This window comes from Mycobacterium kansasii ATCC 12478 (assembly GCF_000157895.3).
GTDB classification, from domain to species: domain Bacteria; phylum Actinomycetota; class Actinomycetes; order Mycobacteriales; family Mycobacteriaceae; genus Mycobacterium; species Mycobacterium kansasii.
The window spans coordinates 544637-565109 of record NC_022663.1; the positions used below are offsets into that span (position 1 = coordinate 544637).

General features: G+C 69.4%; 4 protein-coding genes and 1 pseudogene. 3 read left to right on the top strand and 2 right to left on the bottom strand.

Features of this window, described 5'->3' with window-relative positions; genetic code table 11:
* Positions 1 to 38: 38 nt before the first annotated feature.
* Positions 39 to 5870 carry a PE family protein gene (locus tag MKAN_RS02340; RefSeq protein ID WP_023364720.1) on the bottom strand — a complete coding sequence of 1944 codons (5832 nt, stop codon included), beginning with the start codon at positions 5868 to 5870 and terminating at the stop codon, positions 39 to 41.
* Between the two features lie 481 nt (positions 5871 to 6351).
* Here MKAN_RS02340 and MKAN_RS32865 point away from each other — a divergent pair.
* Positions 6352 to 6558 (top strand): annotated as a pseudogene (locus tag MKAN_RS32865) (PPE domain-containing protein); the annotation flags it as partial.
* On the opposite strand, the gene MKAN_RS32870 reads toward MKAN_RS32865, so the two are convergent.
* Positions 6463 to 8418, bottom strand: coding sequence for a PE family protein (locus tag MKAN_RS32870; protein ID WP_023364721.1), 1956 nt, complete (start codon positions 8416 to 8418; stop codon positions 6463 to 6465). The pseudogene MKAN_RS32865 and the gene MKAN_RS32870 overlap by 96 nt on opposite strands.
* Before the next feature lie 439 nt (positions 8419 to 8857).
* Between MKAN_RS32870 and MKAN_RS02350 the strand changes: the two genes are divergently transcribed.
* A complete protein-coding gene (locus MKAN_RS02350) occupies positions 8858 to 19012 on the top strand; it encodes a PPE family protein (RefSeq protein ID WP_023364722.1) in 10155 nt (3384 codons plus the stop codon).
* A gap of 178 nt (positions 19013 to 19190) precedes the next feature.
* Positions 19191 to 20441, top strand: coding sequence for a sensor histidine kinase (locus MKAN_RS02355; RefSeq protein ID WP_023364723.1), 1251 nt, complete (start codon positions 19191 to 19193; stop codon positions 20439 to 20441).
* Positions 20442 to 20473: the final 32 nt, after the last annotated feature.

A 20473-nucleotide genomic window follows, 5' to 3' on the forward strand; every position in this document is an offset into this window, starting at 1 on the left:
CGATGGCCCGGCGCCGTTTCAGCCGCTGCCAGTGGCGACTAGAAGGGTGATCGGGCGGGAGCACCGGCCCCGCCGGTGCCGGCGGAGCCGCCACCGCCACCCGCCCCGCCCGTGGAACCCAGCGGCGCCGCGCCCGCGCTTCCGCCGCCGCCACTGGTGCCGACGCTTCCGAATCCGCCACCGCCGTCACCGCCGGTGCCACCATTGCCGCCGGTGCCACCAGTGCCGCCGGTACCGCCGACGCCGATCACTGCATTGCCGCCGACTCCGCCGACGCCGCCGACAGCGGCGTCGCCGCCCTTGCCGCCTGCGCCCGCGCTGTTCTTGGTGCCGTTTCCGAACCCACCGTGGCCGCCGGTGCCGCCAGTGCCGCCCGTCCCACCGGTGCCGCCGTTGCCGGCGTTGCCGATGCCGTTGGAGGCGCCGGCCCCGCCGACCCCGCCGGTGCCCGCGGTGCCGCCGGCACCGCCGCCACCGCCGGTTCCGCTGACGCTGCCGGAGCCGCCGGTGCCGCCGGTGCCGCCGGCCCCGCCTTGCCCGCCGATGCCGCCGGTGCCGCCGCCGTCTCCGCCGACCCCTCCGGTTCCGGCGGTTCCGCCACTACCGCCCCGGCCACCGGCTGCTCCGTTGGCGGTACTGCTGCTGGTGTTGTTGCCGCCGGCGCCACCGGTGCCGCCTTGGCCACCGGCGCCCCCGGTGCCGCCTTGGCCGCCGCCGATGCCGCCGATGATGCCCGCGCCGCCGTCACCGCCCTGACCGCCTCGGCCGCCGGCGCCGCCCTGGCCACCGGCGGTCGGCGAGGGGCTGGACGTGCCGGCCTGGCCGGCGCCGCCCGCGCCGCCCGCCCCGCCGGTTCCGCCTTTGCCGCCCGTGCCGACCGCACCGGCGGCGCCGCCATCGGTTCCGGAGCCCGCAGCTCCGGCGACGCCACCCGTGCCGCCCTTGCCGCCGTCGGCGCCGGCGGCGTTGAGCCCCGTCCCGGTGTTGTTGCCGCCCGCCCCGCCGGTACCGCCTTGGCCGCCGATGCCGCCCTGGCCACCTTGACCGCCGCCGACTCCCCCGATGCCCGCACCGCCGTCACCGCCCTGGCCGCCGGCGCCGCCACGGCCGCCCTGACCGCCGGCGGTCGGGGTGGTGCCGGAGCTGCCGGCTTGGCCGCTGCCCCCGTTACCGCCGGTGCCGCCGGCGCCGCCTTTGCCGCCGGCGCCGATCGCCCCGGCCGCCCCGCCATCGGTTCCGGAGCCGGCAGCTCCGGCGGCTCCGCCGGTGCCGCCTTTGCCACCATTGGCGCCCGCTGCGTCGATCCCGGTACCGGTGTTCGTGCCACCGGCGCCACCGGTGCCGCCGTTGCCACCGAGCCCGCCTTGGCCTCCTTGACCACCGCCGACCCCGCCGATGCCCGCACCGCCGGCACCGCCCTGGCCGCCGGCGCCGCCGCCACCGCCCTGGCCACCGGCGGTAGGAACGCTGCCGGACGTGCCGGCCTGACCGGTGCCGCCGTTGCCACCGGCGCCGCCGGTGCCGCCCCTGCCGCCGGTGCCGATCGCCCCGTGCGCGCCGTTACCGCTCCCAACGCCGCCGGCGCCCGCGGCGCCGCCCGCGCCGCCTTGACCACCGTCGGCCCCAGAGCCACCGCTGGCTCCGGTGTTCGTGCCGCCGGCGCCACCGGCGCCGCCTTGGCCGCCGACGCCGCCCTGACCACCTTGGCCGCCGAAGATGTTGCCGGGAGCCGCGCCGCCGTCACCGCCCTGCCCGCCGGCGCCACCCCTACCGCCCGTCTCGCCGACGGTCGGAACGCTGCCCGATGTGCCGGCCTGACCGGTGCCGCCGTTGCCGCCGGCACCCCCGGTGCCGCCCTTGCCGCCGATGCCGTCCGCACCGTTCAGACCGCCATCGGTCCCGGAGCCGCCGCTGCCGGAGAGGCCTCCGGTTCCGCCTTTACCGCCGTCGGCGCCGTCACCGCCACTGGTCCCGGTGTCGGTGCCGCCGGTGCCGCCGACGCCCCCTTGGCCGCCGGCGCCGCCCTGGCCACCTTGGCCGCCGCCGACCCCGCCGATGCCCGCACCGCCGTCACCGCCCCGACCACCGGTGCCGCCGGTGCCGCCCTGGCCACCGGCGGTAGGCGAGGCGCCGGAGGTGCCGGCTTGGCCGCCTCCGCCGTTGCCGCCGGCGCCGCCGGCTCCGCCCTTGCCGCCGGCACCGTTCGCGCCGATGGCGCCGCCGTCGGTGGCAGAGCCGCCCGCGCCGGCCGCCCCGCCGACGCCGCCCTGGCCGCCGTTGGCGCCGTCGCCGCCGCTGGTTCCGGTGTTGGTGCCGCCGGCACCGCCGACGCCCCCTTGGCCGCCGGCGCCGCCCTGGCCACCTTGGCCGCCGCCGACCCCGGCGATACCTGCACCGCCGGCGCCGCCCTGACCGCCCGCGCCGCCCTGGCCACCCGGACTGCCGTCGGTAGGCGAGGTACCCGACGCGCCGGATTGACCGGCGCCACCCTTGCCACCGGCACCCCCGTCCCCGCCGTCCCCGGCAGTGCCGTTCGCGCCGGCCGCGCCGCCGTCGGCACCGGCACCGCCGGCACCCGCGGCGCCACCGGTACCTCCTTGACCGCCCGCGCCGCCGGTACCGCTGCTGGTTCCGGTGTTGTTGCCGCCGGCGCCACCGGCGCCACCGTGTCCACCGACGCCGCCCTGCCCGCCTTGGCCGCCACCGACTCCGCCCACTCCCGCGCCCCCGGCGCCGCCTTGTCCGCCGGCGCCGCCCGCCGCGCCCCAGCCACCGTCGAAGGGCGACCCGCTGGCTCTGGCCGCCTTGCCGGCGCCGCCGTCACCGCCGCTGCCGCCGGTGCCACCGGTGCCCGCGGCGCCCGCCGCGCCACCGGTGCCGCCCATACCCGCTGCACCCCCGGCGCCGCCCTGGCCGCCGGTACCTCCGGCACCGCCGTCGGTGGCGTCGTAGCCACCGTCGTCGTTGTAGCCGGCGCCTCCGGTGCCGCCGCGACCGCCCTGACCGCCGTGGCCGCCGCTGCCATTGGTCGCTCCGGCGACGGCGCTGCCGCCGTCGCCGCCCTGGCCGCCGGCACCGCCTTGACCGCCCAGGCCGCCGGTGTTGGCGACGTTGGGCCGCACGCCATTGGCCCCGTCGCCGCCTTGGCCACCCTGTCCGCCCTGCCCGCCGTCGCCGGCGGTGTGACCACCGATGGTGGTGGCCCCTCCCTGACCTCCTTGGCCGCCGGCGCCGCCGTGGCCGCCCTGGCCGACATTCTGTCCCGGGAGGCCGCCGGTGCCCGTCGTGCCGCCGGCACCCCCTTGTCCCCCTGCCCCGCCGGTGCCGCCGGTGCCGGCGTTGTCGGCGCCGTCGTCGTGGTAGCCCGACCCGCCGGTGCCACCGGCGCCGCCGTCACCGCCCCGGCCGCCGGCGCCGTTGTTGGCGCCGTTGGCGGCGTTACCGCCCTGGCCGCCTTGGCCGCCCTGGCCACCCTGGCCGCCGGTGTGGCCGACGCCCGACGCCGGACCGAGCGCGCCCTGGCCACCCTGGCCGCCTTGACCGCCCTGGCCCCCTTGACCGGCGGTGTCGCCGAGGGTGGTGCTGACGCCGCCCTGACCACCCCGGCCGCCGTCGCCGCCGTCGCCGGCCGCACCGGCGCTGCCGCCGGCGCCACCCGTGCCGGCCGCACCGCCGGTCCCGCCCGTGCCACCGGTACCACCCGTACCGCCGGCGGTGGCGCCGTTGGTTCCGTCGTCGGCGTAACCGGTGCCGCCCTGGCCCCCGTGGCCGCCGTCGCCACCGGCTCCCCCGGAGCCGTTGATACCTCCGTTACCCGCGCCGCCCTGGCCACCGGCACCACCGTTGCCGCCGTGACCGCCTGCGGCGCCGGTGTCGGAGCGGGTCGCGGCGGGTGCGCCGGTGCCGCCGGCACCACCGGTACCACCGGCGCCGCCCTGCCCGCCGGTGCCGGCCGCGCCGGCCGCCCCGCCGTCGGTCCCGGAACCGGCTGCCCCCGCCGCGCCACCGATGCCGCCCTGGCCGCCATCAGCCCCGCTGCCGCCGCTGTTGCCGGTATTGGCGCCGCCGGTGCCGCCGGCGCCGCCGTGCCCCCCGACGCCACCCTGGCCGCCGGCACCTCCCCCGATCCCGCCAATGCCCGCACCGCCGGCGCCGCCTTGGCCACCGTCGCCGCCTTGGCCGCCCTGGCCACCGCCGGTGGGCGAGACGCCGGAGGTGCCGGCCAGACCGCTGGCCCCGCGGCCACCGGTGCCGCCGGTGCCGCCTTGTCCACCGGTGCCGGTCGCCCCGGCCGCCCCGCCGTCGGTCCCGGAGCCACCGGCCCCGGCAGCACCGCCGGTACCGCCTTGGCCACCTGCGGCGCCGCTGCCGGCGCTGCTTCCGGTATTGGCGCCGCCGGCACCGCCGTGGCCGCCCGCTCCGCCAACACCGCCCTGCCCGCCGGCGCCGCCGCCGACCCCGCCAACACCCGCACCGCCGGCGCCGCCTAGACCGCCGTCGCCGCCTTGACCACCCTGCAGGCCGGCGGTGGGCGCGCTCGGGTCGCTGGCGCCGGCTTGGCCGGCGCCTCCGGTGCCGCCGGTGCCGCCGTGGCCGCCGACACCGCCTTTGCCGGTGCTGCCCGCGCTGCCGCCGAATCCTCCGGCCGCACCACCCGCGCCGGCTGCTCCGCCGGTGCCCCCGGTGCCGCCTTGTCCGCCTTGAGCGCCCAAGGTAACGGCGTTGCCGCCCGCCCCGCCGATACCGCCGGCACCGCCGGAGCCACCGTGGCCACCGTCGCCGGCGAGTCCGATGATCGCGCGACCTCCGGCCCCGCCCGCACCGGCGGCACCACCGCTGGCGCCCATGCCGCCCTGCTGACCGGCGAGAGCCGCCTCGCCCGCGCCACCGGCGCCGCCGTCGCCGCCGGCACCGCCGTGACCGCCGAACCCGAAGACGCCACCGTTTCCGCCGGTACCGCCGGCACCCCCCGCGCCACCGGCCACCCCGGCCATACCGCTGGTGCCGTCGCCGCCGGCACCACCGGCACCACCGAGGCCGATCAACGCCGCGTTCCCCCCGTCGCCGCCGGCGCCACCGGCCACGCCGCCCGCCCCACCGGCGCCGCCCGACCCGCCGGAACCGAACACCACGCCGCCGCGACCGCCGGTACCGCCGTGGCCGCCGTTCCCGCCGGCGTCGCTGCCGCCGGCGCCGCCCTGGCCGCCGTTTCCGAATAGCGGGGCATAGCCGCCGTGGCCGCCGTCACCGCCGCCCACACCGCCGAGTCCGCCGGCACCCCCCGAACCGGCCCACCACCCGCCACGACCACCCGTCCCACCGGCCGCCCCGGCCCCGCCAGTGCCGCCCGCGCCGCCGTTGCCGATCAGCCCGGCCGACCCGCCGGCGCCCCCCGCCGCTCCGGGAGCGCCGCTGTTACCACCGTTTCCGCCATCGCCGTACAAGATCCCGCCCGACTGGCCCGGCTGCCCCACCGGCCCGCTGGCCCCGTCGGCGCCGTTACCGACCAACGGACGTCCCAGCAACGCCTCGGTGGGCGCATTGATCAGGTTGAGCAGACCCTGCCCCGCGCTTTGCAAAGGCGCCGCGTTGGCGGCTTCGGCACCGGCATAGGCGTCCGCACTCGACTGGAGGGTCCGCACGAACTGGTCGTGATACGCCGTCAGGTGAGCGCTCAGGCGCTGGTAGGCCTGGCCATGCCCGGCAAACAGCGACGCCACCGCCGCCGAGACTTCATCGGCACCCGGGGCCGACACCGCGATCGTCGGGGTCGCCGCCGCCGCATTTGCTGAACGCAGCACCGAACCGATCCGTACCACGTCAGCCGCTGCCGCGGCCAATACCTCCGGGCTAGCCAACACGAACGACATCACTTCGATCCCCTTTGTCCGAGCGCCTTTGGCCACCGAGCCAGTACTCCACCGATCACCATCGCCCGATTCGGGCCGCAGTGCCCTCGGCCGAAAGGCGGATTCGGGGGTTGAAATTTTCTCCCCCTATTGGGGGAGGACAGCGCAGCCGCGACTCCCGGCAAGGGATTCGACGAGACGGCGCCGATCATCGAAACATATTGTGGCGCTGCATTGTTCAAGACACGTACCAGTCCGGACGCGACGCCGTAATCAGCACCGCACCAGGCGGCGGTCGAACGAGGGGCCAGTTGCAGATTGCCCGATATTCACTATGAATTGCGGTGATACCGCCCGGCGCCGCTGACCAATCTCGGCCAAGACACCACCGGCCCGCAGAGATACCACCAGACCACCCGCCGGTGCGGCGCCGCCATCTGCTTCGGCTTAAGGAGATGTGATGGATTTCGCGGGGCTACCGCCGGAGCACAATTCCGCGCGGATGTTTGCCGGCGCGGGATCGGCGCCGATGCTGGCGACAGCGGCGGCCTGGCAAGGGTTAGCCGCCGAGCTGGGCTCATCGGCATTCGCATTCGCATCGCAGACCTCCGCGCTATGCCACCCGGCCAGCGCCCGGCATGCCGCGCATTCCTTCACCGCCCGCGGTGCCGCTTTCACCGACTGCGCCGCCGCTGCCCGCGGCACCGCTCAGGACACCACCTGTTCCGCCGCTGCCGCCGCTTCCGCCCATGCCCGAGGCACCGCCCGTGCCGCCAGCGCCTCCATCACCCCTGAGGCCGACCTGACCACCAGTGCCACCGCTTGCGCCGCCGTCGCCTCCGTTGCCGCCCGTGCCGCCGCCGCCTCCGTCGCCGCCGACCCCTCCGGCACCGCCAACGCCTCCACTGCCGGCGAGTAGCCCGCCGGCGCCGCCGTTACCGCCGCTGCCCCCGATCCCGCCGGTCCCGCCGATTCCGCCGGTTCCGCCGTCGCCGGCGTCGCCGCCATTACCGGCAGTCGCGGTATTGCTCGTGCCCCCGCTGCCACCGTTACCGCCGACGCCGCCGAAGTCGCCGACCCCGCCGGTGCCGCCTGTCCCGCCGGCGCCGCCGCTGCCGCCGTTGCCGACCAACAGCCCGCCGTGACCTCCGTTGCCGCCGGTGCCGCCAGCTCCGCCCGTGCCACCGGTAGCGCCGATCGCGCCGTCACCGCCGTTGCCGCCTCTGCCGCCGATGGCCCTGTTGATATCGACCGATTGGGTGCTGGAAGTTGCGTTGCCGCCGGGTCCGCCGCTGCCTCCCGCGCCGCCTGGCGCTCCGCCGGCGGCTCCATTACCGCCTTTGCCGCCGGTGGCTTCGACGGTGTTAGGCAGGTTGTTGGTGTTGCTGCTCGTGGCGGTCGCGGCTCCGCCGGCCCCGCCGGCTCCGCCGGCTCCGCCGGCCCCTGCGATGCCTCCTTGACCACCGTTGCCGCCTTGGGCGCTGACGCTGTTTTGGCCGCCGTGGGTGTCGGTGCTGCTGGCATGAGCGTTGCCACCTTGGCCACCAGTGCCACCCGCCCAGCCGGTACCACCGATGCCCCCCGTTCCGCCGTCCGTACCGGTGGCCCAGGCATCTGTAGGGTTGGTGACGCTCACAGACGTGCCGGCAGTTCCACCGGACGCCGCAGCGCCATTGGCGCTGGGATTGGCTCCGTTCATCCCGGTTGCACCCGCTCCGCCATGCCCGCCATTGCCGCCGTTACCCCATAGACCGGCGTAGCCGCCATCGCCTCCGCGCCCGGCATTGCCGCCGTTGATGCCAGCAGCAGCCGCGCCGCCCGCACCGCCATCACCACCACTACCCAGTAGCAGAGCGTTACCGCCGGCGCCTCCTGCGCCACCAGCTCCGCCGGCCCCTCCCGCTCCGCCGTTACCCAGCAGCAGTGCGGCACCACCGGCACCACCAACAGCACCGGTTCCGCCGCCTCCACCGGGCCCGCCATTGCCATAAATCAGACCGCCGTTGCCGCCATTTCCACCCAAGGCCCCGGCCCCGCCAGTGCCGCCCGCGCCGCCGTTGCCGATCAGCCCGGCCGACCCGCCGGCGCCCCCCGCCGCTCCGGGAGCGCCGCTGTTACCACCGTTTCCGCCATCGCCGTACAAGATCCCGCCCGACTGGCCCGGCTGCCCCACCGGCCCGCTGGCCCCGTCGGCGCCGTTACCGACCAACGGACGTCCCAGCAACGCCTCGGTGGGCGCATTGATCAGGTTGAGCAGACCCTGCCCCGCGCTTTGCAAAGGCGCCGCGTTGGCGGCTTCGGCACCGGCATAGGCGTCCGCACTCGACTGGAGGGTCCGCACGAACTGGTCGTGATACGCCGTCAGGTGAGCGCTCAGGCGCTGGTAGGCCTGGCCATGCCCGGCAAACAGCGACGCCACCGCCGCCGAGACTTCATCGGCACCCGGGGCCGACACCGCGATCGTCGGGGTCGCCGCCGCCGCATTTGCTGAACGCAGCACCGAACCGATCCGTACCACGTCAGCCGCTGCCGCGGCCAATACCTCCGGGCTAGCCAACACGAACGACATCACTTCGATCCCCTTTGTCCGAGCGCCTTTGGCCACCGAGCCAGTACTCCACCGATCACCATCGCCCGATTCGGGCCGCAGTGCCCTCGGCCGAAAGGCGGATTCGGGGGTTGAAATTTTCTCCCCCTATTGGGGGAGGACAGCGCAGCCGCGACTCCCGGCAAGGGATTCGACGAGACGGCGCCGATCATCGAAACATATTGTGGCGCTGCATTGTTCAAGACACGTACCAGTCCGGACGCGACGCCGTAATCAGCACCGCACCAGGCGGCGGTCGAACGAGGGGCCAGTTGCAGATTGCCCGATATTCACTATGAATTGCGGTGATACCGCCCGACGCCGCTGACCAATCTCGGCCAAGACACCACCGGCCCGCAGAGATACCACCAGACCACCCGCCGGTGCGGCGCCGCCATCTGCTTCGGCTTAAGGAGATGTGATGGATTTCGCGGGGCTACCGCCGGAGCACAATTCCGCGCGGATGTTTGCCGGCGCGGGATCGGCGCCGATGCTGGCGACAGCGGCGGCCTGGCAAGGGTTAGCCGCCGAGCTGGGCTCATCGGCATTCGCATTCGCATCGCAGACCTCCGCGCTGGCCGGTTCGGCGTGGCAGGGCCCGGCGTCGGCGGCGATGGCCGACGCGGCCGCGACCTATGTGGGCTGGTTGAACGCGGCGGCAGTGCAGGCCGAGCAGGCAGCCTCTCAAGCCCGGTTAGCGGCGGCCGCGTTCGAGGCTGCGCGAGCGGCGACGGTGCATCCGGCCATCATCTCGGTCAACAGGGCCCGGCTGCTACGGCTCGTGGCCTGGAACGTGTTGGGCCAAAGCGCCCCGGCGATCGCAGCCGCCGAGGCCGAGTATGAGCAGATGTGGGCCCAGGATGTAGCCGCAATGTTCGGCTACCACGCCGAGGCGTCGGCGGTCGCCGCGGTGCTGACCCCATTTCCCTCGACGCTGCAGGCGCTGGCGGGCCTGCCCGGACCAGGGGCCGGAGCGGGGTTGGCCGGTACGAGCTTCGCCGGCCCGGCCCAGGCCGTCGTCGACCCGCTCGGTAGGGCGGGCTTGAACCTGGGATTCGCCAATGCGGGCAGCGGAAACGTCGGCAATGGGAACATCGGCAGCTTCAATATCGGTTCGGCAAACATCGGCAGCGCCAATATCGGCAGCGGAAATGTCGGCAGCACCAACCTCGGGTTCGGCAACACCGGTCCATCGCTGACCGCGGCCAGCCGCAATATCGGGTGGGGCAATACGGGCAGCACCAACATCGGCTTCGGCAACACGGGTAACGCAAACATCGGCTTCGGCAACACCGGCGACGGAAATATCGGTATCGGGCTGACCGGGGACGGCCGGGCCGGTCTCGGCGGGCTGAACTCGGGCACCGGCAACGTCGGCCTGTTCAACTCGGGCACCGGAAACGTCGGCATCGGAAACTCGGGCACCGGAAACTGGGGCATTGGCAACTCGGGCAACAGCTACAACACCGGCATCGGCAACTCGGGTGAAGCAAACACCGGCGTGTTCAACTCGGGTGTAGCCAATACCGGTGTCGCGAACGCAGGCAACTACAACACGGGTAGCTACAACCCGGGTAGCACCAATACAGGCGGGTACAACGGCGGCAGCTACAACACCGGCTTGTTGAACAGGGGCAACTACAACACCGGTGTGGCGAATACTGGCAACGCCGACACCGGCGCATTGATCTCGGGCGATTACAGCAACGGCCTGTTGTGGCGAGGAAATTATCAGGGCCTGATGGCTCCGGGTTTCGGCAACTCCACCGACATGCCGTCGTCGGGCTTTTTCAACACCGGTTCCGGTAGCGCATCGGGTATCGCCAATTCCGGCGCCAACAATTCGGGCTTCTTCAACGCATCGGACGTCGGGATCTCGGGCTATTACAACACCGGCGCGCTGGAATCGGGCGTGGTGAACTCGGGCAACACTGTCTCAGGCGTGTTCAACGAAAGCCTGCTGGATGTCGCCGTGCCGGCCGTTGTCTCCGGTGTCCTCAACACCGGCAGCGACCTGTCGGGCTTGCGCGGCGGCCCGTCGTCGCTGAACCTCGGCTTCGCCAACCACGGGGGCGCGAACATCGGCAACGCCAACATCGGCGACTCCAACTTCGGCAGCGGCAACGTCGGCAACAGCAACATCGGCAGGGGAAATGTCGGCGACACCAACCTCGGCAGCGGCAACATTGGTAGCACCAACATCGGCAACGGCAACATCGGCGACGGCAATCTCGGCTTCGCAAGCATCGGTATCGACAACTTCGGCTCCGGAAATCTGGGCGACTACAACATCGGCCCGGGAAACATCGGCGCCCACAATCGGGGCTTCTGGAACGCCGGTAGCTCCAATATTGGCTTCGCCAACGCCGGCGACTTCAATGTCGGTTTTGCCAATACCGGAAGCAACAACATCGGAGTCGGGCTGTCCGGAAACGGCGAAGTCGGGTTCGGTGCGCTCAACTCGGGCAGCGCCAACATCGGTTTGTTCAACTCGGGCACCGGCAATATCGGCCTGTTCAACTCGGGCACCGGCAATATCGGCATCGGAAACTCGGGCACCGGAAATTGGGGCATCGGGAACACCGGCACCGGAAATACCGGCATCGACAACAGCGGCAGCTTGAACACGGGTGTCGTCAACGCGGGCAGCACCAACACGGGTGTGAGCAACGCGGGCAGCTATAACACCGGTTTCGTCAACGCGGGCAGCACCAATACCGGCAGCTACAACACGGGTCAGCACAATACGGGCGGATTCAATCCCGGCAATTACGACACCGGCTACTTCAACTCGGGAAATGTCGACACCGGCGCTTTCAACACCGGAAACTACAGTAACGGCTTATTCGTTACCGGCGACAACCAGGGCCAGATCAGCGCCCATCTGGCCATCGATATTCCCACCGTCCCCATCGACGTCGAGTCCGTTAATCCCATCAATCAAACAATGGTCGTCGGCGGCCAGGAATACACCATCCCGGGCTACACCTATCCCAAGACATACTTCCTCGACGGCGACTTCTATCTGGGACCTGTCAGCATCTCGTCATCCACGGTGACCGGTCCCACGGTGACCATCGACATCGGCGGGCCGGCTACGTCCATCGATGCCACGGTCATCGGCGCCTTACAGGGCGGGACGATCCAGATCATCGACATCCCGGCGGCCCCGGGTTTCGGAAACTCGACAGCCAGCCCGTCGTCGGGGTTCTTCAACTCCGGCACCGGCAGCGCATCGGGCTTCGGCAACGCCGGCGCCGACACGTCGGGGTTCCGCAACCTGTCGGTCGGCAGCGGGGGCGTCTCGGGTTACCGCAATGTCGGCTCCCTGGAATCGGGCCTGGCCAATTGGGGCAACACCATCTCGGGCGTCTATAACACCGGCACCCAAGGGCTCACAGCACCGGGCAACCTTTCCGGCTACGCCAACACCGGCACCAATCTGGCCGGTGTGCTGCGCGACAGCGCGACCGGGACGGTGTTCAACGCAGGCCTGGCAAACATCGGAGCGTTGAACGTCGGCTTCGGCAATACCGGGGACTACAACCTGGGCAGCGGCAACGTCGGCAACCTGAACCTGGGCAGCGGCAACCTCGGCAGCACCAACCTCGGTAGCGGCAATATCGGCAACGGCAATATCGGCTTCGCCCACAACGGTGACGGCAATCTCGGCCTCGGCAACACCGGCAGCCACAACATCGGCGCGGGCAACACCGGCGACGGCAACATCGGCTTCGGCAACACCGGCAACGGCAACATCGGCATCGGGCTCAGCGGCGACGGCCAGACCGGGTTCGGCGCGCTGAACTCCGGCAGCGGCAACACCGGCCTGTTCAACTCCGGCACCGACAACGTCGGCATCGCCAACTCCGGCACCGGCAACTGGGGCATCGCCAACTCCGGCAACCACAACACCGGCCTGGCCAACGCCGGCAACACCAACACCGGCTGGTTCAACACCGGCCTGGCCAACACCGGCATCGCCAACACCGGCAACTACAACACCGGCAGCTACAACACCGGCGCCACCAACACCGGCAGCTTCAACCCCGGCAACACCAACACCGGCCTGTTCAACCCCGGCAGCTACAACACCGGCCTCGCCAACACCGGCAACATCAACACCGGCGCCTTCAACACCGGCAACATGGACAACGGCTGGTGGTGGCGCGGCGACAGCCAGGGCCTGATCGGCGCTTACTACGCGATCACCGTTCCCGAAATCCCGCTGAACGTGGTCGCAACCATTCCGATCGACATCCCCATCAAGGCGAGTTTCACCACCACCGTCTACCACGGGATAACGATCGACGACATCCCGTTCGGCACCACCGTCACACTCGGTCCCATCCCGGTCTTGCAGGGCACGGTCAATTCGCTGACCATTCCGCCGATTTCGGCCACCGGCCCCGCGCCGGCAATCCAGATCGGGAGTCCCGACGGTTCGACGGCGATCGTCATCCCCGTGTCCGCCAGCCTCGGCCCCGCCGACTGGACGATCATCGACATCGGCGGCGCCCCGGGATTCGGCAACTCGACCACCAGCCCGTCGTCGGGGTTCTTCAATGCCGGCACGGGCACCGCATCGGGCTTCGCCAACTTCGGCGCCGACAACTCGGGTTTGCTCAACGCCTCCTCGGGCAGCTCGGGTTACAAGAACGTCGGCGACCTGGTATCGGGCATGGCGAACCTGGGCAACACGGTGTCGGGCTTGCTGAACACGAGCACCCTGGACCTCGCGACGCCGGCAAATGTCTCGGGCGTGGCCAATATCGGCGCCAACCTCTCCGGGCTCTACCGCGACAGCGCGGCCGCGATGTCGACCTTCAACGTGGGGTTCGGCAACGTCGGTACGTTGAACGTGGGCTTCGGAAACATCGGCGACTACAACCTCGGCAGCGGAAACGTCGGGGACCTCAACGTCGGCAGCGCCAACGTCGGCAACCACAACGTCGGAGGCGCAAATATCGGCAACGTCAACGTCGGTTTCGGCAGCCACGGCCTGCATAACATCGGCTCCGCAAACCTCGGCAACGACAACTTCGGCCCGGCAAACTTCGGCGACGACAACCGCGGTTTCGCGAACGCCGGCAACGCCAATATCGGCCTTGCCAACACCGGCGACGGCAATATCGGTCTTGCCAACACCGGCAGCAACAACATCGGCATCGGGCTCACCGGCAACGGCAAAGTCGGGATCGGCGCGCTGAACTCGGGCAGCGGCAACACCGGCTTGTTCAACTCCGGCACCGACAATGCCGGCCTGTTCAACTCCGGCACCGGAAACGTCGGCATCGCCAACTCGGGCACCGGGAACTGGGGCATCGGTAACAGCGGCAGCACCAACACAGGCTTCGGCAATTCCGGAATGGTCAATACGGGGCTCTGGAATGCGGGCAACGTCAACTCGGGTATCGGCAACACGGGCGACTACAATTCGGGCAGCTTCAACGCCGGCAGCTTCAACACCGCCGGCTTCAACCCGGGCTCCTACAACACGGGTTACTCGAACACCGGTAGCTACAACACGGGATTGGCCAACTCGGGCAATGTCGACACCGGCTTGTTCAATTCCGGAAGTTACGACAACGGCATCCTCTGGCGGGGCGATTACCAGGGCCTGCTCGGCTACAACTACACGATCTATATTCCCGACACCGCCATTCCGGTGAACCTTGACGTGGAAATCCCCATCGATATTCCGATCAGCGCGACATTCGGCATCCTGACCATTGAGGGTTTCACCATTCCCAAGTACACCGCCGACATCACCGTGCTGGATGCCGGAACCACCCAGGCCATCAGCGTTGGCCCCCTCACGGTCTCGGATATCGTCGTCTCCCTGCCGCCATTAGCGACCACCATCGGCGGTCCGACCACCGCGATCGACATCACCGGTACCGGCGGCATCGGCCCCATCGCGATTCCGGTCATCGACATTCCGCCAGCGCCGGGCTTCGGGAACTCGACCGTGCTCCCGTCGTCGGGGTTCTTCAACTCCGGTGCCGGCAGCTCGTCGGGATTGGCCAACGTCGGCCCCAACAACTCCGGCTTCTTCAACGCCTCCGGAAACTCGGGGATCTCGGGCTACAAGAATGTGGGCGACCTGGTCTCGGGCATGGCGAACTTTGGCAACACCGTGTCGGGTTTGCTCAATACCAGCACCCTGGACCTCGGGACACCGGCCAATGTCTCCGGCGTCGCCAATGTCGGCTCCGACGTCGCGGGTTTCTTCGGCAATTCCGCCGTCTCCAACCTTGGGTTCGCCAACGACGGCAGCCTCAACGTGGGCAGCGGAAACGTCGGCAACCTCAACGTGGGCAGCGGAAACGTCGGCACCCACAACGTCGGTGGCGCAAACATCGGCAGCTTCAATGTCGGCTTCGGCAGCCATGGGCTGGACAATTTCGGCTCCGGAAATCTGGGCAACGACAACGTGGGCCCGGCCAACGTGGGCGATCACAACCTGGGCGTTGCGAACGCGGGCGACGGAAATGCCGGCTTCGCGAACACCGGCGACCTCAATATCGGCTTTGCGAACACCGGCAGCAACAACATCGGCATCGGGCTCACCGGCAATGGCAAGGTCGGGATCGGCGCGCTGAACTCGGGCAGCGACAACATCGGCTTGTTCAACTCCGGCACCGGAAATGTCGGCCTGTTGAACTCCGGAAACGGAAACATCGGCATCGCAAACTCGGGCACCGGCAACATCGGCATCGGGAATTCCGGCACCGCCAACACCGGCGTCGCCAACGCCGGCCGCCACGACACCGGTCTTTGGAATCCGGGCACCGGCAACACCGGCATTGCCAACGCCGGCGCCGACAACTCGGGCGCCTACAACACCGGCAGCACCAACACGGGTATCGCGAACCCCGGCAGCTACAACACCGGCAGCTACAACACCGGCAGCACCAACACCGGCCTGGCGAATACCGGCGACTACAACACCGGTGTGGCGAACACCGGCGACTACAACACCGGCCTGGCCAACACCGGCAATGTCGACACCGGCGCCTTCATCGCCGGCAATTACAGCAACGGCTTTTTCTGGCGTGGCGATTACCAGGGTCTATATGGCTTCCACGCCGGGATCTATATCCCCGAATTCCCGGTCCTGAATATGGGTATAGATATTCCGATCAATATTCCGATAAACTTGGATGCGGCGAATATTCTCGTCAACCCGTTCGCCATTCAACCGATTACCGTCAGCGTCCTGGGCTCGTCCTATCTCAGCATCACCTTCGGCACCATATCCATTCCGGCCCTCAGCGGTAATGGGCTCGCGGTCGACGCCCTCATCGGCGGGCCCGACACGTCGATACCCATCACCATCACCAGCGCCCTGGGCCCCATCGATATCACGTTCATCGACATCCCGGCGGCCCCGGGTTTCGGAAACTCGACAGCCAGCCCGTCGTCGGGGTTCTTCAACTCCGGCACCGGCAGCGCATCGGGCTTCGGCAACGCCGGCGCCGACACGTCGGGCTTGCGAAACCTCGGCGGCGCGGGCGTCTCGGGTTACCGCAACGTCGGCTCCCTTGAATCGGGCCTGGCCAATTGGGGCAACACCGTCTCAGGTGTCTACAACACCAGCACCCAGGGGCTCACGGCGCCGGGCAACCTCTCCGGCTACGCCAACACCGGCACCAACCTGGCCGGCGTGTTCCACAACAGCACGATCCCGGCCGGGCGCGTCCTCAATCTGGGCATGGCAAATGCGGGCCAACTCAACATGGGCTTCGGCAACACCGGCAACATCAACCTGGGTGGCGGCAACGTCGGTGACCTCAACGTCGGCAGCGGCAACCTCGGCAGCACCAACCTCGGTAGCGGCAATATCGGCAACGGCAATATCGGCTTCGCCCACAACGGTGACGGCAATCTCGGCCTCGGCAACACCGGCAGCCATAACATTGGCGCGGGCAACACCGGCGACGGCAACATCGGCTTCGGCAACACCGGCAACGGCAACATCGGCATCGGGCTCAGCGGCGACGGCCAGACCGGGTTCGGCGCGCTGAACTCCGGCAGCGGCAACACCGGCCTGTTCAACTCCGGCACCGACAACGTCGGCATCGCCAACTCCGGCACCGGCAACTGGGGCATCGCCAACTCCGGCACCGGCAACTGGGGCATCGCCAACTCCGGCAACCACAACACCGGCCTGGCCAACGCCGGCAACACCAACACCGGCTGGTTCAACACCGGCCTGGCCAACACCGGCATCGCCAACACCGGCAACTACAACACCGGCAGCTACAACACCGGCGCCACCAACACCGGCAGCTTCAACCCCGGCAACACCAACACCGGCCTGTTCAACCCCGGCAGCTACAACACCGGCCTCGCCAACACCGGCAACATCAACACCGGCGCCTTCAACACCGGCAACATGGACAACGGCTGGTGGTGGCGCGGCGACAGCCAGGGCCTGATCGGCGCTTACTACGCGATCACCGTTCCCGAAATCCCCGCATTCTTCAATGTTGCGATCCCCGTCGACGTACCGATCACCATCAGCATCACCGACATCGAGATCAATGCGGTCACCATTCCCAAGGTCTCGTTCAGCGGCTTGGACGACGGCATCGGCGGCAAAGTCGTCGGCTCCATCGGCCCCGTCAGTGTCTACGGTGCGCAGACCGGAGACCCCATCGTGATTAGCTTCGGCGACCAACCGGCGGTGGCGCTCAACGTGGGTAACCCCGACGGCACGACGGTGATCAACATCACTGGCACCGGCGGTCTGGGCCCCATCAGCATCCCGATCGTCGACGTGCCCGCGGCGCCCGGGTTCGGAAACTCGACCACCAGCCCGTCGTCGGGCTTCTTCAACGCCGGAGCCGGCAGCGCATCGGGCTTCGCCAACTTCGGCGCCAACAATTCCGGCCTATGGAACGTCTCGAACGCAATCGCGGGAAACTCGGGCTACCTCAACTACGGGTCACTGCAGTCGGGCGTGGCTAACTTCGGCAACACCATCTCCGGCCTGTACAACACCGGCACCGTGGGCCTCGAATCGCCGGCCAATGTCTCCGGTATTGCCAGCATCGGCACCGACCTCGCCGGGGTGCTTCGTGACGGCCCCACCGCGACGGCCTTCAACGCGGGCCTGGCAAACATTGGCGCCGGGAACGTGGGCTTCGCCAACATCGGCGACGTCAATCTGGGCAGCGCCAACATCGGCGGCTACAACCTGGGCAGCGGAAATGTCGGCGACCTCAACGTCGGCAGCGGCAACCTCGGCGGTACCAACCTCGGCAGCGGCAATATCGGCAGCGCCAATATCGGGTTCGCCAACACCGGCCCCTCGCTAACGCCCGCCGTCCACAACGTCGGTCTCGCCAACACCGGCAACCACAACGTCGGCGCGGGCAACACCGGCGACGGCAACATCGGCTTCGGCAACACCGGCAACGGCAACATCGGCATCGGGCTCAGTGGCGACGGCCAGGTCGGGTTCGGCGCGCTGAACTCCGGCAGCGGCAACATCGGCCTGTTCAACTCCGGCGCCGACAACGTCGGCATCGCCAACTCCGGCACCGGCAACTGGGGCATCGGCAACTCCGGCAGCTACAACACCGGCATCGGCAACACGGGCAGCACCAACACCGGCTGGTTCAACGCCGGCCTAGCCAACACCGGCATCGCCAACGCGGGCAGCATCAACACCGGCAGCTACAACACCGGCGCCAACAACACCGGCAGCTTCAACCCGGGCAACGCCAACACCGGCCTGTTCAACCCGGGCAGCTACAACACCGGCCTGGCCAACATCGGCAACTCCAACACGGGCATTGCGAACTCGGGCAACGTCGACACCGGCGCCTTCATTTCGGGCAACTACAGCAACGGCTTCTTGTGGCGGGGCGATTACCAGGGCTTGATTACCATTTCCTACTCGTCGACCATTCCCGAAATCCCGTGGCACTACGACGTGACTGCGCCCATCGAGATACCGATTAGCGGCAACGTCAACGAAATTACCCAAGAGGAGTTCCACATTTCCAGCATCCCCATAAAGGTCCAACTGCAGCAGACCATCTGCTTCCTGGGGTACTGCACCACCATCACCACAACCGTGTACGACGGCAGCGTGGGCGGTTGGGCACTCGGTCCGTACACGTTGCTCACGCCAACCGCCATAGACGACACCATCACCCAAACATTTGATCTGCCCGGCAGCGGAACGCTGGGTCCCTACACCTTCGGCTTCGCTTACCAGCAGAGTCCGGGGTTCTTCAATTCGACCACCGACCCGTCGTCGGGCTTCTTCAACTCCGGCGGGGGCGGCGCCTCGGGACTTTTCAATTCCGCACCCGGGGCGGTGTCGGGGCTGGCAAACGCTGTCGCGGACTCGTCAGGCCTGGGCAACGCCGGGGGAACCGGAAACTCGGGCTACCTCAACTACGGCGGGCTGGTATCGGGTTTTGCGAACCTGGGCAACACCATGTCCGGCTTTTTCAACACGAGCACCGTGGATCTGACACAGGCCGCATTCGACTCGGGCATCGGAAATGTTGGCATCAACCTCTCGGGAGTTTTCAACGACATCTTTGTGCCGTAACGGCGGGGGCTGGACCCGCGGAGCCAAGGGCGACGGGTGCCGCCTCAGCGGGCGTAGTCGGCACGCATCCGGTCACCCAATGCATTCGCGGCATGGACGCTATCCGATCCGCAGCATCCGGCAATAAGGTAAAGCGCTAACGGCCCCAACGATCCGAACGATTAAGCCCAGGTCGCCGATGAACAACACAGATATCGAGAAGGTTCTGCGCAAACAACGGTTGCGCTCATTGCAGGGCGGGTCGATACTCCGCGTCGGCGTCGCCGTCATCATGTTCAGCGCAATGCCGAGCGTCACCGATCCGGCTCGATTGCCCGAGCAGGCCGTGCTGCTGGGCGTCTATGCCGTCGTGACGATCGGCGCGCTGCTGCTGACCTATGCCGGCACGAGTCAGCTGCTCAACGACGACCGGGCCCTGTTGACCCTCGCGCTGACGGACGTCGCCGCGGTGTTCGGTTTCAAACTGCTCTCACCCGGCGGATTTATTCCGCTGTTGGTGATGGCGCTGCTGCCGCGCATGGTGGCTGTCGAGTTGTCGCTGCGGCGCGCCGGCGTCGTACTGGCCTGCGCCTTCGCGGTCTTTACCGCATCGGTTCTTCAAGATCCCATGATCATGCGCCGGATTGGCCCGTGGGAGACCGCGGTGATAGTGCTGGTGTACGGATTCATTTGCGGCACAGCCTTGTTGGTGGTGATTTTCCGGTTGCGCAACATCGACGAACTGGCCGAACTCACGACCTCGCGCGAAGCGCTACTTGCCGAGACCATGAACGCCTCGCAGGCCGAGCGCCGGCAGATTTCGGAGTTCATCCATGACGGACCCTTGCAGGACGTGCTCGCGGCCCGCCGCGACATCGCCGGATTCCTCAAGAGGTCCCCGGATGCACCCCTCGAACAGGCACTGGCCAGCCTGCAGGACGCTTCCCGGCTGCTGCGCGAGGCGACCTTCGAGCTACACCCGGCGCTACTCGACCAGGTCGGCCTGGCGGCCGCGGTGGAGAAACTGGTCGCCGTCACGGCAGCCCGCTCGGGCATGGCGATCACGACGGAGATCGATTACCCCGAGCCGAATGCGATCGACCCGATCCTGTTCGGGGTGATCCGCGAATTGGTGTCCAACGTGGCCCGTCATTCGCAGGCCAGCTCGGCGACTGTGAAACTGACAGTCGACGGCGAGGTCGCCCGCATCGACGTGGCCGATGACGGAATCGGGATAACCGGTGACGTCGCAGCGCGTCGTCTCGCTCAGGGACACATCGGTCTTGCCTCACACCGGGCGCGGGTCCAAGCCGCCGGCGGCACGTTGACCATCCTCGAGGAACCCGTCGGCGCGCGCCTGCGCGTGGAAGTGCCGCTTCGACGCCCGGCGGCGACCAGCGGCCCGGCGACGGTACCGCACGGAACCGATCGGCAGTCTCAACGGTGCTGAACGCCAGCCCGAGCGGTGACGCTCAGCCGTCT

Excerpts from the sequence above, each read along its gene's own strand:
- MKAN_RS02340 (WP_023364720.1), bottom strand. The coding sequence starts at position 5,870 with ATGTCGTTCGTGTTGGCTAGCCCGGAGGTATTGGCCGCGGCAGCGGCT.
- MKAN_RS32870 (WP_023364721.1), bottom strand. The coding sequence starts at position 8,418 with ATGTCGTTCGTGTTGGCTAGCCCGGAGGTATTGGCCGCGGCAGCGGCT.
- MKAN_RS02350 (WP_023364722.1), top strand. The coding sequence starts at position 8,858 with ATGGATTTCGCGGGGCTACCGCCGGAGCACAATTCCGCGCGGATGTTT.
- MKAN_RS02355 (WP_023364723.1), top strand. The coding sequence starts at position 19,191 with ATGAACAACACAGATATCGAGAAGGTTCTGCGCAAACAACGGTTGCGC.